We start from the raw sequence: 21,518 nt of genomic DNA, 5'->3' as shown, positions 1-21,518 counted from the left end.
CGCGCCCGCGCGGCCTACGAAGCCAGGATGCCGCTGATGCGGGCCAGGTTGTCCAGGGTGCTGCGCAGGTGGGCGGCCAGCGCCGCGGCGGCGTCTTCGTTGCGTTCGTGCTCCAGCAGGTCCAGTATCGCCAGATGCTGGTCGCAATGCTGCTTGTAGCGGCTGCGGTCCTGCATGGATCGATACGACAGCAGGCGGCGCACGCGGTTGACGCGCTTGATGGTGTCGATGAAAAACGGGTTGCCGGATGCTTCCACCAACGATTCGTGGAAGCGCACGCCGCGGTCATGCAGCTGGTCGGCCGTGTCGGTGGCGATGCCGCCATCCAAGAGGTGCATCTCTGCGGCGCGGCAGCGCGCCAGGACCTGCTTGGAGATGCGGAACCCCGGTTCCAGTAGCGCGGCGGGTTCAAGCGCCAGGCGCAGCCGGTAAGACTGCAGCAGGCTGTCGGGCGTCGTCATCATGGACGAGAATTCCCAGCCGTAGCCGGGCCGGCGCTGCGCCCATCCTTCGTGCGAAACGCGCCCCAGCAGCGCCTGGGTCTGCGCGTTGGTCAGCGCGTACCGCGCGCGCAGTTGGGCCTCGCTGCATTGCATCGGCAGCTCGCCGCGCAGCAGTTCGTCAGCCAGCTTGAAATAGACCTGCGTCACGATGTCGTCCGCCGACGGGGGGGCGAGGTCCGCCGTCGGCTGCGTCAGGGCGTCGTAGTCGCGCAGCAGGAAATAGCCGCGGTTCGGTTTGCGGGCGACGACGCCGTGCTGCTCCAACGCGCTGAGCGCATCGTTCACCGGCGAACGCGAAAGCCGCAGGCGGTCCGCGATCTGCTGAGCCCGCAAATGAGCGCCTTCGGGCAGGCGGTCTTCCGCGATCAGCTCGAGGATTTTGGTGACGGTATTGGTTTGCGCGCTCATGGGTGACGGACGGCTGATGAAATGGTGTCCGACAGGATAGCGGGAATGACGCCGCCCATCTGCAACAGCCGGATCTCCAGCCGGGTCTCGACCGCCGCCGTGGCGCTTAACGCCTGGATGCCGCCGTCGGCGCGCAGGATGCGCACCGGCACGTCCGCGCGCGGCGCCAGCGACGCGGCTTCGGCATCGATGTCGATGCGATCGCCGGGTTGCAGCAGCAGGGTGGCGGGCGTTACGCCATCCGGCAGGCGCAGCGGCAGGATGCCCATGCCGATCAAGTTGGACCGGTGGATGCGTTCAAAGCTGACGGCCAGCACCGCGCGGATGCCCAGCAGGCGCTGGCCCTTTGCCGCCCAGTCGCGGGACGATCCGGTGCCAAAGCGCGCGCCGGCGACCAGCACGACGGGCTGCGACGCCTTCGCGTAGTGTTCGGCGGCTTCCCAGATCGGCTCCAGCCGGCCGCTTGGCGCATGCAAGGTATGGCCCACGGGCGCGGTGGGACACAGCAGATTGCGCAGGCTCTTGCTGTAGAAGGCCGCGCGCATCATGACCTCCCAGTTGCCGCGACGCGACGCGAAGACGTTCAGGTCGTGGCGGTCGTCGCCGCGTTCCACCAGGAAGTCCGCGATGAGGCTGTCGGGCGGGATGGCGCTGGCGGGCGACAGATGGTCCGTCGTGATGTCATCGCCCAGCACCAGCAAGGGGTGGGCCACATAACGGCCAAGCTGGGTGCCGGCGTCGATGCTGGCGAAGGGCGGGCGGCGCAACGCGGTGGACGCCGCGTCCCACGGAAAGCGGGGCGTCGCCGGCGATTGCAGGGCCTGCCACGCCGGGTTGGCGCTGGCGATCTTGAAGGCGGCGCGGTAGTCATCCGGTTGAAGTCCGGCGGCCAGCGCCGCGTCGATCTCGGCCTCGGTGGGCCAGAGGTCGGCCAGGTAGACGGAGCGGCCGTCGGGGGCGGCCTGCACAGGTTCGCGGCTCAGGTCCTTTTCCGCATCGCCGGCCAGCGCGAACGCGATGACCAGCGGCGGCGACATCAGGAAGCCCAGGTCCAGGTCCGGATGGATGCGGCCGGTGAAGTTGCGGTTGCCGGACAGCACGGCGACGGGATGGACGGCGCCGGCCGACATCGCGTCGCGCACCACGGCGGGCAAGGGGCCGGAGTTGCCGATGCACGTGGTGCAGCCGTACCCGACGATGTCGAAGCCGACGGCGGCCAGATCGTCCAGCAGGCCGGCGCGCGCCAGATAGTCGGCGGCGGCTGGCGAGCCCGGTCCCAGCGAAGTCTTGACCCAAGGTGGAACCCGAAGGCCGGCCTGCCTTGCCTTGCGGGCGAGCAGCCCGGCCGCCATCAACAGGCGCGGATCGGACGTATTGGTGCAACTGGTGATCGCGGCGATCGCGATGGCGTGGCGGGGCAGGGCGCTCGGCGCGCGGGGCGCGAATTCCAGGCCGGCCAGGATCGATCGGGTGTGACCGTAGGGATGCAGGTCCTGCGGCCGCTTGGGGCCGGCCACATGCATCTGCACCGTATCCAGCGCGATTTCCAGCACGCGGGTATAGCGGGGCTCGGCAACGGGATCTAGCGCGATGCCGGTCCGCTGGGCGTACGCCTGAACGCAGGCGATGTGCGCCTCGGACCGGCCCGTTTGCCGCAGGTACGCCAGCGTTTCCTTGTCGATGGGAAAGTAGCCCGTGGTCGCCCCGTATTCGGGCGCCATGTTGGCCACCACGCAGCGGCTGCCGGCCGGCAGCGTGGCGGCGCCCGGGCCGAAGAACTCCACGAATTCGCCGGACACATGGATGGCGCGCAGGCGCTGGGTGACGGTCAGGGCGAGGTCGGTGGCGGTGACGCCGGGCTGCAAAGCCCCGGTCAGCCGGACGCCGATGACGTCCGGGATGCGCAGCATCGTCGGCATGCCGAACATGACCGTCTGGGCTTCCAGGCCGCCGACCCCCCAGCCCAGGACGCCGATGCCGTTGATCATCGGCGTATGGCTGTCGGTGCCGATCATCATGTCGGGATGCAGCGTGATGCCGTCCGGGCCAGTCTGCTGGCAGACCACCGTGGCCAATTGTTCCAGATTGATGGTGTGCATGATGCCGGTGCCCGGCGGATGGATGCGCACGTTCGACAGCGCCTTGGAAGCCCAGCGCAGGAAGCGGTAGCGCTCCGCGTTGCGGCGCAGTTCCAGGTCCAGGTTCAGCGTGGCGGCGTCGGGTTGGGCATAGGCCTCCACGGCCAGTGAGTGGTCCACCGATACGTCCACCGGCAGCACCGGATTGAGCACGCCGGGATCGACGCCGGCCTCGGCCAGTGCGTCGCGCATCGCGGCGATATCGACCAGCGCGGGCGTGCTGGTGGTGTCGTGCATCAGCACGCGGCCCGGCTGGAACGCGATTTCGGATTCGCTGGTGCCGTGCTCCAGCCAGCCGAAGATTGCCGCGACAGCCGCGTCCCGCTCCGCGCCCTGGGTGTTGCGCAGCACGTTCTCCAGCAGCAGGCGCAGCACCACCGGCAGCCGGAAATAGTCCGCGCCGAAATGGGCGGGCAGGTCCGGACAGGTGTACTGGACGCCGTGCACGTCGAAGCTTGCGCGGGGCAGGGAGGCATTGGTGTTTTCCATAGCTGCCAGTTTTGCATATTGCCTCTATAAAATGCAATTAAGTAAAAACCCGGCCGCTTCCCATACAGGCCGCACAGGAGACAAACCATGCCCCCCATCCGTACCCTGGCCGCCGTTGCGGCACTGGCGTTCAGCGCCATCCCCCCGCTGCAAGCCGCCGATTTGCCTGCCGGCCGGCCCGTCACCCTTATCGTGCCGTTTGCCGCCGGCGGCGGCGTGGACGGCATGGGCCGGCTGCTGGCCGAGCGCCTGCGCGCCGAGCTGCCGCAGGGCGTCGTGGTGGAAAACAAGCCAGGCGCCAGCGGCATGCTGGGCGCGACAGCGGTCGTGCGGTCGGCGCCGGACGGCGGCACGCTGCTGCTGGGCTCCGCCGGCGAAACGGCCATCAATCCGCTGGTCTTCAAGAGCAAGATGCAATACCAGCCGGACAAGGACCTGGCGCCGATCGCGTTGATTGCCCGCGTGCCGAACGTGCTGGTCGCCAATCCCAAGCTGCCGGTGGCAAGCGTCGAACAACTGGTGGCCTATGGTCGCGCCAATCCCGACAAGCTGACGTACGCGACCAGCGGCGTCGGCAATCCGCAGCATCTGAACGGCGAGCTGCTGCAATCGCTGGCGGGGATAAAAATGGTGCACGTGCCGTACAAGGGCGCGGCTGCGCAGTTGGTCGACGTTGCCGCGGGCAGCGTGGACCTGACCTTCGTCAGCCTGGCGGGCGCCTTGCCGTTCATTAAGAGCGGCAAGGTCAAGCCGTTGGCGGTCACGTCCGCCAAGCGCGCCTCGTTCGCGCCGGACATTCCTGCGTTGGCGGAATACGCGCCGCTCAAGGACTATGCGCTGGAGAACTGGTTCGGCGTGTTCGTGCCGGCGGGAACGCCGCCCGAGGTGCAGCAGAAGCTGGCCGCCGCCATCGACCGCAGCCTGAAAGACGAAAAGTTCGTGGCCAGCATCCGCGAACTGGGCGGCGAGGTGCAGCCCATGAGCCAGGACGAATTCCGCGCCTTCATCAAGGCGCAGACCGCGGTGTTCGCAAAGGTCGTGACCGACGGCAACATCACGGCGGAGAACTGAAAGGGGCTTTCAGCTAAGGCCCATCGTGCAACATCAGTTCAAGCGCGATTCGTTCGCCGCTGCGCACCCGGCTGACGGCCTGGCGCTCCGTCACACGGTAGACGCCTTGCGCGCTCTGCACCGGCCGGTGCGACACCGCGAGCACAGCCGCGTCGCCCAGCGCCAGGGGCAGGACTTTCGGACGCGATTGCATGCGCGGCCGCTGCTCGGTCATCACGGTTTCGCCGCCGGTGTGGTCCTGCCCGGGTTCCGACAGCAGGGCGATCAATCTCAGCGGAAAGACGCAGGCGCCGTCCGCATACTGAAGCAAGGGCTGGTAATCATCCTGCCGCAGCCGCTGGATGGCGGACAGGCTGCGCGCCTGGCCCGCCTGGCGGTTGCGCTGCGTGTAGGCGGCCAGGTCTTCGGGGTACGAGACCTCCAGGTCCAGCGCCGCCGCCCACGCGCGGGCGATCGGCAACAGGCGGCGGTACAGTTCGGCGCGCAGCGTCGCAGGCGCGGCTTCGATCAGCGCCAGCCGCTCGCCGTGGCCTGACGGCGATGGCAGAAGGCTTCCGCCCGCGACGGCCTCTTGCGCCATGCGGCGGGCATCGCCGGGCGTGAACAGCGCGGGCAGAATCGCCCAGCCCTGCGCGTCCAGTTCCTGCTGGATGCGGCGCCAATCGTAGTTGTCCAGCGGCTGGAAGGCGGTTGTCGGCATAGGGTCATGCATTTCGGTGGGGTACACGGCACGGTGGTGAATACTGCGGCACGGTGGTGAACTGCATTACAGCCTAACCCGGCCGCATCGCGCCGGCACTCCGCTGCTTGCGGCGCATTGCCGCGGCCCGCCAGAGGCCGGCCGGGCTTGAAGTATGCTTACCGGCTTCATGGATACTTCCCACGCTGCCCGCAATGACTGATTTTCCCTTTGACGCCGTGCTGTTCGATTGCGACGGCGTCCTGGTCGATTCCGAACCCATCACCAGCCGTGTGCTGACCGACATGCTCAATGAACTGGGCTGGGACATCACGCACGCGGAGACGATGGATATCTTCACCGGGAAGGCGGTGAAGGACGAGCTGCCCCTGATCGAAGCGCGCACCGGCGCCACCATCACGCCGGACTGGTTCGTCCAGTTCCGCCAGCGCCGCAACGATGCCCTGGACCGCGATCTGCTCGAGATCCCCGGCGCGCCCGACGCCGTGCGCGCGCTGCACCAGGCGCTGGACGGCCGCATCGCCGTGGCTTCCGGCGCGGACCGTCGCAAGGTGGAACTGCAGCTTGCCAAGGTGGGCATCGCCGACTGCTTCGAAGGGCGCATCTTCAGCGGCCACGAAATGCCGCGCAGCAAGCCGTTCCCCGACGTGTACCTGGCGGCCGCGCAGGCGCTGGGCGTGGATCCGCGGCGCTGCGCCATCGTTGAAGACACCGTCACCGGCGCCACGGCGGGCGTCGCGGCGGGCGCCACGGTATTCGGGTACAGCCCTGACAACCTGGGCCACAGCGGCGCGCAGGCGCTGCGCAATGTGGGCGTGTCGCAGGTGTTCACGGATATGCGCCAGTTGCCCGCGCTGCTGGCGGGCTGGCAAGTCCAGGCCGCCTGATGTGGCGGCGCCGGGCCGGGCGTCAGCGCCCGTGCGTGGAGTATTGTTCGCCGCCGTCCAGGTCGATCACGGTGCCGCTCAGGTAGCCCGCCCGAGGCGAGGCGCCGAACACGATCATGTCGGCGACCTCGCCGGGCTCCATGAGCCGCCCGAAGGGCAGGTCCGACAGCGTTTCCTGCCAGCGCGATTCATCGCCCCAGCGCGCCTGCGCCCGTTGCCGCGCCAGCGTCAGCACGCGATCGGTGCGGGTGCGTGACGGATTGACGCCGAAGACGCGCACGCCGTGGCGCGGCGCTTCGCCGCCCAGCGCCCGCGTGAACGCGATGAGCGAGGCATTGGCCGCCGCGCCGCAGATGTAGTCGGCGCGCGGGGCGGAGCCTGCCATGCCGATGATGTTGGCGATGACGCCGGCGCCCGCCTCGCACATCTTCGGGTAATAGTGGCGCGCCAGGGCGATGTAGCCGTGCACCTTCAATTCCCATCCCGCGCGCCAGCGTTCGTCCTGCACCTGGTCCAATGCGCCGCCCGGCACCGCGCCGGCGTTGTTCACCAGGATGTCGATCGGGCCGGCCTCTTTGCACAGGCGTTCCGCCGCGCCGGGCTGCGCCAGGTCCAGCGTCACGGCATCGGCCTGGCGGCCGGTCTGATCGCGGATCGCCGCCGTGGCGCCATGCAAGGCGGCATCGTCGCGCGCAACCAGTATCGGCTCGGCGCCTTCGCGCGCGAAGGCCAGCGCGCAGGCCAGGCCGATGCCCTTGGAAGCGCCCGTGATGAGCACGCGTTTACCCGTCAACTGCAAGTCCATGTGGAGCTCCTGTCGATGCGCGCCGGACGGCGCGGGCGTATCCAGGTTTGTAAACCAGTTGGCCCGCGCTGTGCGGCGCGAGATGCGACAGAATCAGACAGGCAGGACGTCGACGCGATGTCCGCGCGAGCTTGGCGCATGGCGGATGGCCACGGGCAGGAAGCGTTCGATGACGCTGGCGTTGGTGAGCGTGTGGTCGGTGAGCTCGCTGCACGTGAAGTGCGCGGGCGCGCCGCTGTCGCGCACGGCCAGGGCCAGCAGCAACAGCCACTGGTCCGCCAGGTGCGGGCCCAACGCCCCGTCGCTGTCCAGGTACTCGCGCACCTCGCGGGCCAGGCTGCGCGCCACGGTCTCGGCCGTGACGCCCTTGGCGCCGAAAGCAGTGAAGACTTCGGTCAGCTCCGCGTATTCCAGCACGGCGGCCAACGCATTGCCGGGGCCTTCGTTGTGACGTCCGTCCACGACGCGCAACTGCGCGGAAGGCCAGTCCAGCGCGGCGCCGAGCGTGTCGAGCTCGCGGCGGGCCACGCTGCGCGGCACCCCCGCCACCACGCACTCGGCGCCGAGGGCGATGGCGTCGCCGCGATGCGCGATGTTCATGGGCGTCAGTCCGCCGGCCGCCGGCGTGATGGCCGCCGCCACCGCGCCGCCGCCGGCGGGATAGAAGCCGCGCCGGGTCAGATCCAGCGAGATGCCGGCGCCCAGCTTGCGCGCCAGCGGCGCATAGGCGCGCGCCACGAAGTCGAACGACGGCGCCAGCGGGTTGTGCGTGCCCCCTTGCAGTTCGATCCGGCTCGGGCCGTCGGCCGCCAGCAGCGCAGGCAGCACGGTCTGCAGCACCAGCATGCAGCTGCCGGCGCTGGCGATCGCGAAGCGGTAGTCACCGGCGCGGATCGCGCCGGGCCTGAACGTCAGCGTCTGCGAGCCCAGCTCCGCGCCTTCGCAGCCGGCCTTGCTGATATCCATGGCTGCGTGCACGCAGGCCAGGTGCTGGCGCATCAGCCCGGGCTTGGCGCGTCGGGCGCGTATCTGCCGGATGCGCAAGGGGCGTCCGGTAATCATCGAAAGCGTCAGGCTGGTGCGCAGGATCTGCCCGCCGCCTTCGCCTTCCGATCCATCCAGTTCTATCACTGGTTATTCTCCTTTTGTATCGATGGTCCCGCGCCGGGCCGTCGTGGCCGGCGCGGTATGGGTCATCCCTTCACGCACACCACCTGCTTCAGGGTGTAGACCACTTCCACGAGGTCCTGCTGGGCCAGCATCACCGCATCGATGTCCTTGTAGGCCATCGGGATTTCATCGATGACGTTGGCGTCCTTGCGGCACTCCACGCCCTCGGTGGCGGCGACCTGGTCGGCCACGGTGTACAGCTTCTTGGCCTTGGTGCGGCTCATGACGCGTCCCGCGCCGTGGCTGCAGCTCATGAAGCTCTCCGGGTTGCCCTTGCCGCGCACGATGTAGCTCTTGGCGCCCATGCTTCCGGGAATGATGCCCAGTTCACCCGCCTTGGCGCTCACGGCGCCCTTGCGGGTCAGCAGCACCTCTTCGCCGAAGTGGGTCTCGCGGCTTACGTAGTTGTGGTGGCAGTTCACCGCTTCCATGTGCGCGTCGAAGGGCTTGGCGATGACCTGGCGCACGGCATTGACCACGCGGCTCATCATCACTTCGCGGTTGGCGCGGGCAAACTTCTGCGCCCAGCCCACGGCGCGCACGTAATCGCCGAAGTACTTGGAGCCTTCCTCGAAGTAGGCCAGGTCCTGGTCGGGCAGGTTGCGCTGGTGCTGTTCGGCGTCCTTCTTGGCCAGCTGGATGAAGAGGGTGCCGATGGCGTTGCCCACGCCGCGCGATCCGGAGTGCAGCATGAACCACACGGAACCTTGCTCGTCCAGGCACACCTCGATGAAGTGGTTCCCCGTTCCCAGCGTTCCCAGGTGGCGGTAATTGTTGGTGTTGGCCAGGCGCGGGTAATCCTGGCACAGGGCCTCGAACTCCGGCGCCAGCGCGCGCCACGCCACGTCGGCCTCGCTGGGCGGCGTGTCCCAGGACCCGCGGTCGCGGCCATGGTGGCGCGGCGTCAGCCCATGGGGCACGGCCTTTTCGATGGCGGCGCGCAGCGGGCCCAGGTTGTCGGGCAGGTCGTTGGCGCGCAGCGTCGTCTTGCAGGCCATCATTCCGCAGCCGATATCCACGCCGACAGCGGCGGGGATGACGGCCTTCACGGTGGGGATCACCGACCCCACGGTGGCGCCGATCCCGTAGTGCACGTCGGGCATCGCGGCGATGTGCTTGTGGATGATGGGCAGGCGGGCCGCGTTTTCGAGCTGCTTGCGCGCTTCGTCCTCGACGGGAACGCCGCGGGTCCACATTTTCACGGGGACGCCGCCGGCGACTTCGTGCAGTTCATAGTTCATTGTTGTTCTCCATTGCGTGTGACGTGGGCGGTTGCCGCCCGGGTTCATCAACGCAAATGCCGTGCCAGGTTTGCGGCGGGGTAGGAACAAAATCCGCAACGCATTGATTTTCAAGGGATCGATTGTAGGCGGCGCCTCGTTGCGCAATGACGCAGGCTTTCCTAAAATCCACCGATCTTATAAAAATAGCTAGAAACTTATCCAATGAAACAGGTCGTCGTGGTGGGATTCATCGGCACGCAACTCGATGCGGGCTACGGGCCGGCGCGCTGGGAAAAATGGCGGCCCACGGTGGCGCTCACCCAGCACGAAGACCGCATCATCGCGCGCATGGAGCTGCTCTACACGGCGCGCCACCGCAAGCTGGCCGAGGTGGTCCTGGCGGATATCGCGGCGGTGTCGCCTGAAACCCGCGTCAATCTGATCGAGGTGGACCTGGCCGATCCGTGGGATTTCGGCGAGGTCTACAACTGTCTGCACGGCTGGGCGCGCGCCTATTCCTTCGACCTGGAACGCGAGCAGTATTGGGTGCACATCACCACGGGCACCCACGTCGCGCAGATCTGCCAGTTCCTGCTGGTGGAGTCGCGCACGCTGCCCGGCGTGCTGGTGCAGACGGCGCCGCCGCGCCGCCAGCAGCCCGGCATGGCCGGCGGGCTCACCCTGATCGACCTGGACCTGTCGCGCTACGACGTCATCGCGCAGCGCTTCGCCGCCGAGCAGCGCGACGCCGTGGAATTCCTCAAGCGCGGCATCGCCACGCGCAACGCCCGCTTCAATGCGCTGATCGCCGAGGTCGAGCGGGTGGCCGTGCGTTCGCGCGCGGCGATCCTGCTGGCCGGGCCCACGGGCGCGGGCAAGTCGTTCCTGGCGCGCCGCATGTTCGAACTGAAGAAGGCGCGCCATCACATCGCCGGGCCGTTCGTCGAGGTCAACTGCGCCACGCTGCGCGGCGACACGGCCGCGGCCGCGCTGTTCGGCCATAAGAAGGGCGCCTACACGGGCGCCGTGGCCGACCGCCCCGGCCTGCTGCGCACGGCGCACGAGGGCGTGCTGTTCCTGGATGAGATCGGCGAGCTGGGCGTGGACGAGCAGGCCATGCTGCTCAAGGCGATCGAGGAAAAGCGCTTCTATCCGGTGGGCGCCGACCGAGAAGTGGAAAGCGACTTCCAGCTCATCGCGGGCACCAATCGGGACCTGCGGCGGGAGGTCGCCGCCGGCGCCTTCCGCGAAGACCTGTACGCGCGCATCAACATGTGGACCTACGATCTACCCGGGCTGGCCGAGCGCAGCGAAGACATCGAGCCGAACATGGACCATCTGCTGGCGCTGCACGCCAGCGAGCACCATCAGATGGTGCGCTTCAACGCCGAGGCGCGCCAGGCCTACCTGAAATTCGCGCAAAGCCCGGACGCGCCGTGGCGGGGCAACTTCCGGGACCTTTCTTCCAGCATCTTGCGCATGGCCACGCTGGCCGACGGCGGACGCATCGGGCTGGACCTGGTGCAGGCCGAGATCGAACGCCTGCGCTGGCTGTGGCGGCGCGACGAGCCTGCTGCGGGTTCCGCGGATGGCGCGTCCGACCTGGCCGCGTTGCTGGGCCCGGAACGCGTGGACGCCATGGACCTCTTCGACCGCCTGCAGCTCGAGGCCGTGCTGCGGGTCTGCTTCGGGGCGCGCAGCCTGTCGGACGCCGGCCGGCAGCTGTTCCAGGCCTCGCGCGCCGCGCGCAGCGTGGTGAACGACGCAGACCGCCTGCGCAAGTACCTGGCCAAGCACGGGTTGCACTGGGAGCAGTTGCGGGCCAGCGTGTCCTAGCGGCGCCTGCGCGCCGCCTGCTATGCTGATTCCACTTCGGCTCCAAGGAATCGTAGATGTCGGGAATCTGGCTTGAAATCTGGTCCACGGTGCGTAGTGAATTCGCCGACATCCCCGATGCGGGTGAGGCCACGCGCATCGTGCTGCGGCTGGGCATGGCCGTCCTGTTGGGCGGCTTGCTGGGCTACGAGCGCGAACGTAGCGGCAAGGCCGCCGGGCTGCGCACGCACATGCTGGTGGCGCTGGGCGCGGCCATATTCGTGCTGGTGCCCTTGCAGGGCGGCATGGAGGTCGGAGACCTGAGCCGCGTGCTGCAAGGCGTGATCGCGGGCATCGGCTTTCTGGGGGCGGGCGCCATCATCAAGCTGGGCGCAGAGCGGGAAATCCACGGGCTGACCACGTCGGCCAGCATCTGGATGACCGCCGCCATCGGCGTGGCGGCAGGCATGGGGCGCGAAGCGACCGCCGTGGTCAGCACCCTGATGGCGCTGTTCGTCCTGGCCGTGCTGCGCCGCGTCGAGACGCGCATCTCTGAAAAGCAGGACAAACGCGTGGTTTCGCCGGACGACAAGTAGCGGGCTCAGTTGCCGCCCGACACCTCGATGAACGAACCGCTGGTGTAGCCGGCTTCGTCCGAAAACAGCCACATGACGGCGCCGGCCACTTCTTCCACGGTGCCGCCGCGGCGCAGCGGAATCACGCTCTTCAATCTGTCGACACGGCCGGGTTCTCCGCCGCTGGCGTGCATGTCGGTGTAGATGGTGCCGGGCCGCACGCCGTTCACCCGTATGCCCTCTGGCGCGACTTCCTTGGACAGGCCGATGGTCAGCGTGTCCATCGCGCCCTTCGACGCCGCGTAATCCACGTATTCGTTCGGGGAGCCCAGCCGCGCCGCCACTGACGACACGTTGACGATGGCGCCGCCCTGGCCGCCGTGGCGTGGCGACATCCGCCGCACCGCTTCGCGGGCGCACAGAAACGGCCCGACGACGTTGGTGGACAGCACGCGCGCCAGCCGTGCGGCGTCCATGTCTTCCACGCGCATCTGTTTTTCCAGGATGCCCGCGTTGTTGACCAGGGCGTCGATGCGGCCCAGGCGCTCGTCCAGGGTGCGGAACATCTGCAGCACCTGGTCTTCCTGCGCGACATCAGCCTGGATGGCGACGGCCTTGCCGCCATCGCGCTGGATATCATCCACCACGGCCTGCGCCGCATCGGCGTTCGCGTTGTAGTTGACGCCCACCGCATAGCCGCGGCGGGCGGCCAGCCTGGCGACGGCGGCTCCGATGCCGCGGCTGCCGCCGGTGACCAGCATGACTTTGGACATGGTTTCCTCCTGTTGGGGGCTTCACCTTAGCAAAGGCGCCCCATCAGATCCATACGTCGTTGGGCGCGCTGCGCGGGCCGCCCTGGTCGCCCGTGTTCACGACGCCGCGCGGCTCGATAAGCATGAGATGCACCTCTTCCAGTGCACAGGGCCTGTGCTCCACGCCGCGGGGAATCACGGTCATTTCGCCGGGCCCCAGGTCGATGGCGCCGTCGCGCAGTTCAATGCGCAGGCGGCCCTGGACGACGATGAAGGTCTCGTCGGTATCGGCGTGCGAATGCCAGACGAATTCGCCTTTCAGCTTGGCGAGCTTGAACTGGTAGTCGTTCATCTCGGCGATGACCTTGGGCATCCAGTGTTCGTGGATCAGCGCCAGCTTGGCTGCCAGATTGATGGGTTGCGGGCTGGACATGGCGTCTCCGTTGGAAAGTTGAGCACCCAGGTTACGCCGTGCGCGCACGCGCCGTCTTGTACGATCAAGCAGCTTTTTACAGGGTCAGCTGTGCAGCATGCGGCGCCAGCGATCGGGCGCGATGCCGTAGGCCTGGACGTGCCGGCGCGTCATGTGGCTTTGATCGGTGAATCCCGCGTCGACGGCGGCCTGCGCCAGAGGAAGGCCGGCCGCAATGAGCCGGCGGGCCAGATCCAGGCGCCGCAGCATCACGTAGCGATAGGGGCTGGTGCCGAACAGCGCGCGGAAATCGCGCGACAGGCTCCAGCGGTCGGTCTGCGCCGCGCGCGCCAGGTCGTCCAGCGTGATCGCCTGGTCCAGCGACGCGTGGATGTAATGCCGCGCGCGGTCAGCGGCGGCGTAGTCGGGAAAGCGTCGTCCCGTCTTGCGGCCCGCGGCGCTGCAAAGCGCGTGGGCCAGCTCGAATAGCGCGTCGTCTTCCTGCAGCGGGTCGATCTGCCGGCCGGTACTTTGAAGCAGCGCCGCGCTGGCGGCATACAGACGGGGATCGGCACTGATGCCATCGCGGATGAATGGCAGCGGCCGGCCGCCCAGGATCTGTTGAATGAGCGCCGGCTCGACGTAGATCATGCGGTAGCGGAATCCCGCCTCGGTGCCGGCCTGGCCGTCGTGCGCCTCGTCGGGATGCAGCACGATGGTGCCGCCCGGCAGGCTGTGCCGCAGCCCGCGGCGATAGTGGAAGCTCTGCACCCCGGACAGCGTGCGTCCGATCGCGTAGGTGTCATGGCGGTGCATGTCGTAGCCATGGCCGCCGAAATAGGCCTCGATGCGCTCGACGCGGCTGGACGGCGCAGCGCGCCGGATCCAGTCTCCGCTTGATGTGTCGCGCGGCATGCTGCGGCCCGGCGGCTAGGCCGGCTGCTTCACCTGGACCAGCACGAACTCGTTGCCGTACAGGTCGATGAAGTGGGCGTAGGTGGCGGTCTCTTCGTGCACGGGCTCGCGGGTGAAGCGCACGCCCTTGGCGGCGAAGCGCGCGTGGTCGCGCGGCAGGTCGTCGGTGTAGAACACGCCCACCGGCTGGCCGCCGGTCTGGTCGCCGACGCGGTCGCGCTGCGCCTGTGTCTGCGCCTGGAGCAGCCACACGCCCACCGAGGGTTGCTCGCGCAGGCGCAGATGCACGTAGCGCTGCTGCCCCACCGGCATATCGACGAACACTTCCATCCCCAGCTTGTCCTGGTAGAAGGAAATGGCGGTGTCGTAGTCGTTCACGAGCAGAACGAGACGGCCCAGGGAATGCATGTCAGGACTCTCTTCAAGTGGATCGTGCGGCCATGCTAACCCACAGGCGGGATTTCTTTTGTCAATCAGCCGCGTCCGCCTCCCGCAGCAGGCGCAGCCCCACCAGCGGGTACCGGGTTTCCGGGGTATTCCAGTTGCGGTAGGACGAGCGCGTGTAGAGCGCCCAGGTATGCCACGATCCGCCGCGCCGCACGCGCACGTTGCCCGTGGCGGGCCCCTGCGGATCGTCGGTGGGGGAGTGGGTGTAGTAGTCCTCGCCGTACCAGTCCGCCACCCACTCCCAGGCGTTGCCGTGCATGTCGTACAGGCCGAAGGCGTTGGGCGCGTAGCTGGCGACCGGCGCCGTGAAGGTGTTGCCATCGTGGCGGGCCGAGGCATAGGCCTGCCACTTCGGCCACAGCGGTTGCGCGTCGGCGTCAAAGCCGTTGCCCACGGTGGGCATGTCGGCCGGATCGTCGCCGTTCTGGTAGCGGGTGCGCGTGCCGGCGCGGCAGGCGTATTCCCATTCGGCCTCGGTGGGCAGCCGGTACACGCGGCCCTCTTTCCGGGTCAGCCATTGCGCCAGGGCCTGGGCGTCGTTCCAGCTGATGTTCACGACGGGGTGGTCGTCGCCCTGCGGAAACCCGGGGTTGCGCCAGGAGTAGCGGCGGTCGCGGCCTTCGAAGGCGTCGCCCGTCACGGACTTTTCCGGTTCGTAGTCGGCGTTGTAGCCATAGCCGCCTGTGCCGTCGGCTTCGGACTCGGGCACATAGCCCGAGGCCTCGATAAAGCGCCGGAACTGCCCCACGGTGACTTCGGTGCGTTCCAGGTAGAACGGGCGCGTGATGCGCACGGTATGCACCGGCGCCTCGTCGAATAGCTGGGCGAAGCGATCGGCGGGGTAATGGGCATAAGCGGAGGCCAGCGTGTCGGGCGCTTCGTCGCTGCCCATCTGGAACGTGCCCGCGGGCACGCGGACGAACGTCATGCCCAGCGAATTTTCAATGAGGGCCGGCGGCTCCGCCGCCAGGAGGGGCGCCGTCACCAGGGTGCAGACAAGAACCAGGGCAGTGCGTGGTCGCATGGGAATCCGATCGGGCAGGGCGTGAAGGTGGGCAATAGTAGGGCCGCCGCGTCCGGGCCGCCAGTGGCGGGGAACCCTCATGTCGCGGCGGCGTCACGAGGCCGTGTCGCGCCGGTCCAGCCATTGCCGCGGCGAGGCGCCCATCTTCTGGCTGAAGAGACGCGACAGGGCCGACGCATTCGCGTAGCCCAGTTGCTGGATTTCGCGCTGAAGCTGGTGCGCCAGCACGGCCAGGTGGGCGACGCCGACGTCGCGGCGCTGCGCGCGGCCGGGTTCAATGATGAGCAGATCGTGGAGATCCTGGCTCATGTGGCCTTGAACCTGTTCACGAACTACGTGAACGTGGCGTTCGACGTGCCGGTGGACTTTCCGCGCGTGCAATTGCGCGCGGCGTAAGCGGCGTGATTGGCGTGAACGGCGTGAACGGCCGGCCCGCGCTTAGGGCAGGCGGGCGGGGCTTGCGCCCCTAGCCCGCCTTGCGGATGGTGAAGTTGATGCGCTGGCTGCCCAGCCGCGGATGCGGCATGTCCTTCAGCGGCATCACGCCATGGAAGCGCAGCCGGTCCACGCCGCCCCAGACCACGACGTCGCCGTGAAAGAGCGGCACTCGCGCGGCCTTGTCGGCGCGCTTGTCGCCGCCGAACAGGAACATGGCCGGCATGCCCAACGACACCGATACGATGGGGGCGTCGTAATCGCGCTCGTTTTTGTCCTGGTGCAGCGACAGGCGCGACCCCGGCTCGTAGCGGTTGACCAGGCAGGCGTCCGGTGCGAAACCGGGAAAGCCGGCTTCCCGCGCCGCTTCCACCGCCAACCTTCGGAATGCATCCGGCATGGCCGGCCACGGCTTGCCGGACTGAGGATCAATGCGGCTGTAGCGGTAGCCGCGCGCATCGGTCGTCCAGCCCAGTTCGCCGCAGTTCGTCAGCGCCACCGACATCGTGTAGCCGCCGGGCGTTTCCATGTGGCGAAACGGCGCTTGCGCGGTTATGTCGTCTACACCGCCCAGCAAGTCGTCGACCATCGGCAGCGCGTAGCCGCGCAGCACCACGGACTGCTGACCCAGCACCACGCGTCCAGGCTGGGCGGGGTCGTCGTCGCCGAAGAGGGAAAGCGTCATGTCAGACCGCGTCGTGAAAAATGATGCCGAGCGTGTGGCGGCGGCCGGTAAGCAGCGCGCTGACGCCGTGGCGCATGGCGGCCTTGCGCCAGCCTCGCGCGCCGGGCACCGGCCGCTGGTTCACGGTGAAGACCAGTGCGTCGCCCTGTTGCAGCGGCAGCACGTCGGCCCGCTGTTCGCGGCTGCCGGTTTCCGTCATGACAAATTCGCCGCCGGTGAAATCCTCGCCCGGCTGCGACAGCAATATCGCCACCTGCAAGGGAAAGACGTGATCGCCGTACAGGTCCTGGTGCAGGCAGTTGTAGTCGCCCGGCCCGTATTGCAGGATCAGCGGGGTGGGCCGGCGCTGGCCGGCGGCATGGCACCGGTCCAGGAACTGCGCATGGTCGGCGGGATACTGCGCCTGGATTCCCATCTGCCGGTTCCACCGGTTGGCGATCGGCGCCAGACGCGGGTAAAGGGCGCTGCGCAGGCTTTGCAGAAGCGCGGGCAAGGGATAGCGGAAGTATTTGTATTCGCCCCTGCCGAAGCCATGGCGCGCCATCACGATGCGGCTGCGGTAGCGCTCGTCATCCCCATAGGCGCCCGCAAAGGCCGCGCATTGCGCGGGGGTCAGCAGGGCGGGCAGGATGGCGTTTCCGTGCGCGTCGAGATCGGCGGAGGCGCGGGTCCAGTCCTGGTTGAGCAAGGCGTCGGCGGATGGCGGGGTCATGGGGGGCCGGGAATCATGGGAGCCGGTGAGGGGGAGTGGCCACGTCCAGTCTACGCCTTGCGCGACGGAGGGCCACTCCGCTTGTTGCTGACCTACAGCAGGGGCTCCAGCGGCAACCGGGACGCGAGCCATACGATCAGGCGCTGCCAAAGGCTGGCGCCCGGCTCGGCGTCGTGCCGCAGCGTTCGGCCGTCGCCCGCTTCTTCCCAGTAGAGTTTGCCCATGTCGTCCAGACGGACGCGATAGGCCGTCCGGGGAATCTCCTGATCGAACGCGTCCGCAATGTGCCGGGCAAGGACCGGGCTGTCGATCACGAAGCCCAGTTCGGTGTTCAGCCGGGCCGAGCGGGGATCGAAATTGAACGAACCCACGAACACCCGTTGCCCGTCGACGGCGAACGTCTTGGCGTGGAGGCTGGAGCCCGAACTGCCGAACGGGCCCATGCCCTTGTTGCGCTCGGTGCGCGCGGCCATGCGCTTCATTTCATAAAGTTCGACGCCGGCGGCCAGCAGGGCCTTGCGGCGCTTCGCGTAGCCCGAGTGCACCACCGCCACGTCGGTGGCCTCCAGGGCATTGGTCAGCACCCGCACCCTGACGCCGTTGCGGGCCATCTTGGCGAATGCCTGCGTGCCGGCGGCGGTGGGAACGAAATACGGCGACACCAGCACCAGGTCCCGGGTCGGCACGCCCACGATTTCATGAAGCTGGTGCGGCAGCATGGCTTCGCGTGGCGCGGTGCCAATGGTCTTGCGCGGGTCGTCGCTGACCATCCGCGTATCGGACCATTCCAACGCCAGTTCGCCGCGCAGCAGCTGGCGGATGAAGGGAAGTTCGCGCATGGCCTGGGCATAGGCTGCGGCCTGCGGCGAGCGCTCGATGTTCGCGGCGTCCGCTTCCAGTTCTTCCAGCTCGGTGGCAGACGCCTCTTTGAGCAGGGCACTCACCGGGTACGCGGATTCACAGTTCCAGTAGCGATCGAAGTCCGTCGATACGTCGCTGACGGCCGCGCCGATGGCCAGCACGTCGAGGTCGGTGAACAGCACGCCCAGCGTGGCGCCGAAGTATTCGTCGCCGATGTTGCGCCCGCCGACGATGGTGGCCTGGTTGTCCGCGGTGAACGATTTGTTGTGCATGCGCCGGTTCAGCCGGCCGAATTCCGTCAGGTAGCCCAGCGGCTTGGGCCAGCGCACGGCAAAGGGGTTGTAAAGCCGCACCTGGATGTTGGGATGCCCGTCCATCGCGGACAAGGCCTGGTCCAGTCCGGACGTGCCGTTGTCGTCCAGCAGCAGGCGCACGCGCACGCCGCGGTCCGCGGCTTCGTGCAAGGCTTCCAGCAACAGGACGCCCGTCATGTCGGCGTGCCAGATGTAGTACTGCACGTCCAGGCTGCGCTCGGCGGCCCGGGCCAGCATCATGCGGGCGGCGAAGGCGTCGTGGGCGTGAGCCAGGGCGTGGATGCCGGATTTGCCGGGATGCGCCGCCGCTAGCGGGGCGATCGCCTGGCCCAGGGGCGTGGCCTGGGCTTCCTGGGCGGTAAGCGCGTGCGAGACGCTGCGTTGGCCCAGCGGGGGCAGGGAACACCGGGGAATCAACGCGCTAAGAATGGACATGTGCGGGGCGGGCCATTTGCATGACCGGTATTGTGCCGAATCTGGCGCGGACGAGCCGTAGTGTCTTGTTCGCAGGCCGGATAGCGCATCGGGGAAATCACCGGGGTCGACGGATTTCCAAATAAGAGATAAATTCTCAAATATGGAAAACACAACCGCACCCGAAGCCGGGCTGGACGTTCGATTGGCCAACCGCCTCAAACTGCTGCGCCAGGAGCGAGGCTGGTCCCTGGACGATCTGGCCGGGCGCGCCGGCATCAGCCGCGCGACGCTCTCGCGCCTGGAAAACGCCGACGTCAGCCCCACCGCCAGCGTTCTGGGCAAGCTGTGCGCCGCCTATGGCCTGACCATGTCGCGCCTGATGCTCATGGTCGAGGACGACTTCGTCGCCTGGGTGCCCGAGCGCGCGCAGGCCGTGTGGGTGGACGACAGCGTGGGCTTCCGGCGCCGTTCGGTGTCGCCGCCGGCCCAGCGGCTGGCGGGCGAGGTGCTGGCCTGCGAGCTGGCCGCCGGCGCGCGCATCGCGTACGAACAATCGCCGCGGCCGGGCCTGGAGCACCATCTGCTGATGCTCGACGGCGAACTGTCCATCACCGTGGACGGACAGACCCACCAGCTTCTTCCCGGCGACTGCCTGCGCTACCAGTTGTACGGCGCCAGCGCGTTCGCCACCCCGCCGGATAGCGGCGCCCGCTATCTGCTTTTCATCGTCTGAGTCCACCATGTCTTCTGCAAACCTGGAATTGACGCTGCTGCCGGCCGATGCCGCCGCGGCCTGCCTGCCCGAACTGGCCAACCTGCTGCACGCCTGCGTGCAAGGCGGCGCCAGCGTGAGTTTTGTCCTGCCGTATTCGCTGGCAGACGCAGCGGCGTTCTGGCGCGCCAAGGTGCTGCCAGGGGTGGAAAGCGGCGCCCTCAAGCTGTGGGTGGCGCGCCTGGACGGACGGCTGGCGGGTTCCGTGCAGCTGGACACGGACACCCCGCCGAACCAGCCGCATCGGGCCGAGGTGCGCAAGCTGCTGGTGCATCCCGACCTGCGACGCCGCGGCATCGCGCGCCGTCTGATGGTGGAAGTGGATGGCATGGCGGCCCGGCTGGGCCGCAGCCTGATCACGCTGGACACGCGCACGGGCGATTCCGCCGAACCGCTGTACGCGTCGCTGGGCTATCAGACGGTGGGGGTGATTCCGGGTTTTGCCCGCGATCCGATCGACGCGGCCAAGGTGGACGGAACGACGATCATGTACAAGCAGCTCTGATCGGCGTTCCGGGCGGGGCGGTCGTCAGGCCAGCGGCTTGATGCCCACGCTGTACGGCGGCGCGTTGCCGCGCGCCGGGGCCTTGATCTTCAGCATCGAGCCGCCGGGGGTGAATTCGAATTCCTGGTAGGGCACTTCGAACCATTGGTGGAAGCTGGTGCGCGAAAACTCCGGCACCCAGACCTTGGCGCGCTTGGTGTCGCAGTGGAATTCCACCAGCGTGCGGTCGATGCCCAGCGGGCGCGTGTTGCCGATGCGGTAACTGACCCGCAGTTCGGCGCGTTCGGCCTTGCCGGGACGCCATGCCAGGCCGATGGATTCCATGAAGTGTTCGATCGCCTCAATGCCGCGATACATAGCTGACTCCGAAAGCAGTGGGGCAAGGAGCGCCCGCAATGATCCGCCGCGCGAGGCGGCGGTAAACAGACGGATTATCCGCCATATCGTTCAAGCGCGCGGGAGCGTCGTCGCGGGCGCCGTCGCATCGCCGTAGAAATAGGCAGGTTTCACGCAAGATCGAGCCTGTACGGTCGCCCGGGCGATTCTTACTATCCTGTCCAGGGCCAGCCGGCGGATTTCGAATTCCGTCGGCGCCGGCCGGGCAGCCAGGCATCATGCCGGCCGCCGCAAGCAAGGGAAGGGAATCGCATGAATACCGAAAAAATCTGGTTGGTGACGGACGCGTCGTCGGGCCTGGGCCTGGTCCTCGTAAAAATGCTGCTCGATCAGGGGCACAAGGTGGCGGCCACGTCCCCCGATGGCGATGCCTTGCTGGAGGCCGTCGGCGCCAAGCTGGAAGGCCGGTTCCTGCCGCTGACGGTGGATCTTGCCGACGAGCGCAACGTGCGCCGCGCGGTGGATGCCGCCGTGGCCGCGTTCGGCGCCATCGACGTGGTGGTCAACGGCGCCGGCCAGGGGCCGCAAGGCCCGATCGACAGCCTGTCGGACGCGCAGTTGCGCGGCACGTTCGATACCCACGTCTTCGGCGTGCTGAACGTCCTGCGCGCGGTGATGCCGCGCCTGCGGGCGCAGCGTGGCGGGCATGTGTTCAACATCTCGTCGATCATGGGATTCGACGGCGGCCATGCCGAGTGGGGCGCGTACAGCGCCGCCAAGTTCGCGGTCAGTGGCCTGACGGAATCCTTGGCCGCGGAAGCGGCGCCGTTGGGGATCCGCGTGTCGCTCGTCTATCCGGGGGCGATGCGCGCGGGGACGCACGATGCGTCGCCAGAGTCTGCCGCGCGCGGTTCGCAGGGACGGGATCCGGGCGGCGATCCGGCCAAGGCGGCCCGGGCGCTGATCAACGCCGCCCAGGCGCAATATGCGCCCCTGCACCTGTTCCTGGGGCGGGACTCTTTCGACCAGGCGCGCAGCAAGATCCACACGGTGCAGCAGGAACTGGCGCGCTGGCGCGAAATCTCGGTGTCGATCGGCTTCGTCGACGAACGGCGGCTGGCGGCGTAAGCGCCAGTCGCTCGCGCCG

22 protein-coding genes and 1 pseudogene are annotated in these 21,518 nt (G+C 68.1%); 8 read left to right on the top strand and 15 right to left on the bottom strand.

What is annotated here, in order from left to right; genetic code table 11:
* Positions 1 to 14: 14 nt before the first annotated feature.
* Both RT614_RS06990 and acnA read right to left on the bottom strand, forming a co-directional pair.
* Positions 15 to 911 (bottom strand): GntR family transcriptional regulator, encoded by an 897-nt coding sequence (locus tag RT614_RS06990; protein ID WP_313621253.1) that lies wholly within the window; start codon positions 909 to 911, stop codon positions 15 to 17.
* Complete coding sequence (gene acnA, locus RT614_RS06985; protein WP_313621252.1) at positions 908 to 3,538, bottom strand: aconitate hydratase AcnA; 2,631 nt, start codon at positions 3,536 to 3,538, stop codon at positions 908 to 910. Before acnA ends, RT614_RS06990 begins: the two co-directional genes overlap by 4 nt.
* An 87-nt stretch (positions 3,539 to 3,625) precedes the next feature.
* Between acnA and RT614_RS06980 the strand changes: the two genes are divergently transcribed.
* Positions 3,626 to 4,609 (top strand): tripartite tricarboxylate transporter substrate binding protein, encoded by a 984-nt coding sequence (locus RT614_RS06980; RefSeq protein ID WP_313621250.1) that lies wholly within the window; start codon positions 3,626 to 3,628, stop codon positions 4,607 to 4,609.
* A 13-nt stretch (positions 4,610 to 4,622) separates the two neighbouring features.
* Here RT614_RS06980 and RT614_RS06975 read toward each other — a convergent pair whose 3' ends face one another.
* The gene (locus tag RT614_RS06975) at positions 4,623 to 5,309 is read right to left on the bottom strand and encodes a 2OG-Fe(II) oxygenase (RefSeq protein ID WP_313621248.1); all 687 of its coding nucleotides are present in this window, start codon (positions 5,307 to 5,309) and stop codon (positions 4,623 to 4,625) included.
* Positions 5,310 to 5,503: 194 nt separating this feature from the next.
* On the opposite strand from RT614_RS06975, the gene RT614_RS06970 reads away from it, so the two are divergent.
* Positions 5,504 to 6,196, top strand: a complete 693-nt coding sequence (locus RT614_RS06970) for an HAD family phosphatase (protein WP_313621246.1) — start codon at positions 5,504 to 5,506, stop codon at positions 6,194 to 6,196.
* A 22-nt stretch (positions 6,197 to 6,218) separates the two neighbouring features.
* On the opposite strand, the gene RT614_RS06965 is transcribed toward RT614_RS06970, so the two are convergent.
* From RT614_RS06965 to RT614_RS06955, 3 genes are all read right to left on the bottom strand, one after another.
* Complete coding sequence (locus tag RT614_RS06965) at positions 6,219 to 7,001, bottom strand: SDR family oxidoreductase (RefSeq protein WP_313621244.1); 783 nt, start codon at positions 6,999 to 7,001, stop codon at positions 6,219 to 6,221.
* A gap of 93 nt (positions 7,002 to 7,094) precedes the next feature.
* A complete protein-coding gene (gene rtcA / locus RT614_RS06960) occupies positions 7,095 to 8,132 on the bottom strand; it encodes an RNA 3'-terminal phosphate cyclase (RefSeq protein WP_313621243.1) in 1,038 nt (345 codons plus the stop codon).
* A 62-nt stretch (positions 8,133 to 8,194) separates the two neighbouring features.
* Complete coding sequence (locus tag RT614_RS06955) at positions 8,195 to 9,412, bottom strand: RtcB family protein (RefSeq protein WP_313621241.1); 1,218 nt, start codon at positions 9,410 to 9,412, stop codon at positions 8,195 to 8,197.
* A gap of 204 nt (positions 9,413 to 9,616) precedes the next feature.
* Between RT614_RS06955 and rtcR the strand changes: the two genes are divergently transcribed.
* Entirely contained in the window at positions 9,617 to 11,230 is a 1,614-nt protein-coding gene (gene rtcR / locus RT614_RS06950) for an RNA repair transcriptional activator RtcR (RefSeq protein WP_313621239.1), read from the top strand.
* Positions 11,231 to 11,286: 56 nt separating this feature from the next.
* Positions 11,287 to 11,805, top strand: coding sequence for an MgtC/SapB family protein (locus tag RT614_RS06945; RefSeq protein ID WP_313621238.1), 519 nt, complete (start codon positions 11,287 to 11,289; stop codon positions 11,803 to 11,805).
* A 5-nt stretch (positions 11,806 to 11,810) separates the two neighbouring features.
* Here RT614_RS06945 and RT614_RS06940 read toward each other — a convergent pair whose 3' ends face one another.
* The 5 genes from RT614_RS06940 to RT614_RS06920 all read right to left on the bottom strand — a co-directional run bounded on the left by RT614_RS06940 (position 11,811) and on the right by RT614_RS06920 (position 15,334).
* A complete protein-coding gene (locus RT614_RS06940) occupies positions 11,811 to 12,557 on the bottom strand; it encodes an SDR family oxidoreductase (protein WP_313621237.1) in 747 nt (248 codons plus the stop codon).
* 43 nt (positions 12,558 to 12,600) lie between these two features.
* Positions 12,601 to 12,969, bottom strand: a complete 369-nt coding sequence (locus RT614_RS06935; protein WP_313621236.1) for a cupin domain-containing protein — start codon at positions 12,967 to 12,969, stop codon at positions 12,601 to 12,603.
* An 84-nt stretch (positions 12,970 to 13,053) separates the two neighbouring features.
* On the bottom strand, positions 13,054 to 13,863 hold the full coding sequence (locus RT614_RS06930) for an AraC family transcriptional regulator (protein WP_313621235.1): 810 nt from the start codon (positions 13,861 to 13,863) through the stop codon (positions 13,054 to 13,056).
* Between the two features lie 15 nt (positions 13,864 to 13,878).
* Positions 13,879 to 14,271 carry a VOC family protein gene (locus RT614_RS06925; protein ID WP_313621233.1) on the bottom strand — a complete coding sequence of 131 codons (393 nt, stop codon included), beginning with the start codon at positions 14,269 to 14,271 and terminating at the stop codon, positions 13,879 to 13,881.
* 61 nt (positions 14,272 to 14,332) lie between these two features.
* The gene (locus tag RT614_RS06920) at positions 14,333 to 15,334 is read right to left on the bottom strand and encodes a formylglycine-generating enzyme family protein (protein WP_313621231.1); all 1,002 of its coding nucleotides are present in this window, start codon (positions 15,332 to 15,334) and stop codon (positions 14,333 to 14,335) included.
* Positions 15,335 to 15,520: 186 nt separating this feature from the next.
* On the opposite strand from RT614_RS06920, the pseudogene RT614_RS06915 reads away from it, so the two are divergent.
* Positions 15,521 to 15,730 (top strand): annotated as a pseudogene (locus tag RT614_RS06915) (carboxymuconolactone decarboxylase family protein); the annotation flags it as partial.
* A gap of 70 nt (positions 15,731 to 15,800) precedes the next feature.
* Here RT614_RS06915 and alkB read toward each other — a convergent pair.
* From alkB to RT614_RS06900, 3 genes are all read right to left on the bottom strand, one after another.
* Positions 15,801 to 16,454 carry a DNA oxidative demethylase AlkB gene (gene alkB / locus RT614_RS06910; RefSeq protein ID WP_313621229.1) on the bottom strand — a complete coding sequence of 218 codons (654 nt, stop codon included), beginning with the start codon at positions 16,452 to 16,454 and terminating at the stop codon, positions 15,801 to 15,803.
* Between the two features lies 1 nt (position 16,455).
* The gene (locus tag RT614_RS06905) at positions 16,456 to 17,166 is read right to left on the bottom strand and encodes a 2OG-Fe(II) oxygenase (RefSeq protein WP_313621228.1); all 711 of its coding nucleotides are present in this window, start codon (positions 17,164 to 17,166) and stop codon (positions 16,456 to 16,458) included.
* A gap of 92 nt (positions 17,167 to 17,258) precedes the next feature.
* The gene (locus RT614_RS06900; RefSeq protein WP_313621226.1) at positions 17,259 to 18,776 is read right to left on the bottom strand and encodes a phospholipase D family protein; all 1,518 of its coding nucleotides are present in this window, start codon (positions 18,774 to 18,776) and stop codon (positions 17,259 to 17,261) included.
* 142 nt (positions 18,777 to 18,918) lie between these two features.
* Between RT614_RS06900 and RT614_RS06895 the strand changes: the two genes are divergently transcribed.
* Together RT614_RS06895 and RT614_RS06890 are read left to right on the top strand one after the other, a co-directional pair.
* Entirely contained in the window at positions 18,919 to 19,491 is a 573-nt protein-coding gene (locus RT614_RS06895; protein ID WP_313621224.1) for an XRE family transcriptional regulator, read from the top strand.
* Between the two features lie 7 nt (positions 19,492 to 19,498).
* Positions 19,499 to 20,035 (top strand): GNAT family N-acetyltransferase, encoded by a 537-nt coding sequence (locus RT614_RS06890; RefSeq protein WP_313621222.1) that lies wholly within the window; start codon positions 19,499 to 19,501, stop codon positions 20,033 to 20,035.
* Between the two features lie 24 nt (positions 20,036 to 20,059).
* On the opposite strand, the gene RT614_RS06885 is transcribed toward RT614_RS06890, so the two are convergent.
* Positions 20,060 to 20,392, bottom strand: coding sequence for a hypothetical protein (locus tag RT614_RS06885; RefSeq protein ID WP_313621220.1), 333 nt, complete (start codon positions 20,390 to 20,392; stop codon positions 20,060 to 20,062).
* Between the two features lie 291 nt (positions 20,393 to 20,683).
* Here RT614_RS06885 and RT614_RS06880 point away from each other — a divergent pair, with 291 nt between their 5' ends.
* Positions 20,684 to 21,499: an SDR family NAD(P)-dependent oxidoreductase gene (locus RT614_RS06880; RefSeq protein WP_313621219.1), complete on the top strand. Its 816-nt coding sequence runs from the start codon at positions 20,684 to 20,686 to the stop codon at positions 21,497 to 21,499.
* The last annotated feature ends 19 nt before the right edge of the window (positions 21,500 to 21,518 follow it).

Source organism: Achromobacter sp. (genome assembly GCF_032102605.1).
In the GTDB taxonomy this organism is placed as follows: Bacteria; Pseudomonadota; Gammaproteobacteria; order Burkholderiales; family Burkholderiaceae_B; genus Achromobacter.
The sequence above is the reverse complement of the archived record's forward strand: the minus strand, read 5'-3'. Positions and strand labels throughout refer to the sequence as shown.

Bases quoted from the DNA above. Each gene is read 5' to 3' on its own strand.
- RT614_RS06990 (WP_313621253.1), bottom strand. From the start codon at position 911: ATGAGCGCGCAAACCAATACCGTCACCAAAATCCTCGAGCTGATCGCG.
- acnA (WP_313621252.1), bottom strand. From the start codon at position 3,538: ATGGAAAACACCAATGCCTCCCTGCCCCGCGCAAGCTTCGACGTGCAC.
- RT614_RS06980 (WP_313621250.1), top strand. From the start codon at position 3,626: ATGCCCCCCATCCGTACCCTGGCCGCCGTTGCGGCACTGGCGTTCAGC.
- RT614_RS06975 (WP_313621248.1), bottom strand. From the start codon at position 5,309: ATGCCGACAACCGCCTTCCAGCCGCTGGACAACTACGATTGGCGCCGC.
- RT614_RS06970 (WP_313621246.1), top strand. From the start codon at position 5,504: ATGACTGATTTTCCCTTTGACGCCGTGCTGTTCGATTGCGACGGCGTC.
- RT614_RS06965 (WP_313621244.1), bottom strand. From the start codon at position 7,001: ATGGACTTGCAGTTGACGGGTAAACGCGTGCTCATCACGGGCGCTTCC.
- RT614_RS06955 (WP_313621241.1), bottom strand. From the start codon at position 9,412: ATGAACTATGAACTGCACGAAGTCGCCGGCGGCGTCCCCGTGAAAATG.
- rtcR (WP_313621239.1), top strand. From the start codon at position 9,617: ATGAAACAGGTCGTCGTGGTGGGATTCATCGGCACGCAACTCGATGCG.
- RT614_RS06945 (WP_313621238.1), top strand. From the start codon at position 11,287: ATGTCGGGAATCTGGCTTGAAATCTGGTCCACGGTGCGTAGTGAATTC.
- RT614_RS06940 (WP_313621237.1), bottom strand. From the start codon at position 12,557: ATGTCCAAAGTCATGCTGGTCACCGGCGGCAGCCGCGGCATCGGAGCC.
- RT614_RS06935 (WP_313621236.1), bottom strand. From the start codon at position 12,969: ATGTCCAGCCCGCAACCCATCAATCTGGCAGCCAAGCTGGCGCTGATC.
- RT614_RS06930 (WP_313621235.1), bottom strand. From the start codon at position 13,863: ATGCCGCGCGACACATCAAGCGGAGACTGGATCCGGCGCGCTGCGCCG.
- RT614_RS06925 (WP_313621233.1), bottom strand. From the start codon at position 14,271: ATGCATTCCCTGGGCCGTCTCGTTCTGCTCGTGAACGACTACGACACC.
- RT614_RS06920 (WP_313621231.1), bottom strand. From the start codon at position 15,334: ATGCGACCACGCACTGCCCTGGTTCTTGTCTGCACCCTGGTGACGGCG.
- alkB (WP_313621229.1), bottom strand. From the start codon at position 16,454: ATGACGCTTTCCCTCTTCGGCGACGACGACCCCGCCCAGCCTGGACGC.
- RT614_RS06905 (WP_313621228.1), bottom strand. From the start codon at position 17,166: ATGACCCCGCCATCCGCCGACGCCTTGCTCAACCAGGACTGGACCCGC.
- RT614_RS06900 (WP_313621226.1), bottom strand. From the start codon at position 18,776: ATGTCCATTCTTAGCGCGTTGATTCCCCGGTGTTCCCTGCCCCCGCTG.
- RT614_RS06895 (WP_313621224.1), top strand. From the start codon at position 18,919: ATGGAAAACACAACCGCACCCGAAGCCGGGCTGGACGTTCGATTGGCC.
- RT614_RS06890 (WP_313621222.1), top strand. From the start codon at position 19,499: ATGTCTTCTGCAAACCTGGAATTGACGCTGCTGCCGGCCGATGCCGCC.
- RT614_RS06885 (WP_313621220.1), bottom strand. From the start codon at position 20,392: ATGTATCGCGGCATTGAGGCGATCGAACACTTCATGGAATCCATCGGC.
- RT614_RS06880 (WP_313621219.1), top strand. From the start codon at position 20,684: ATGAATACCGAAAAAATCTGGTTGGTGACGGACGCGTCGTCGGGCCTG.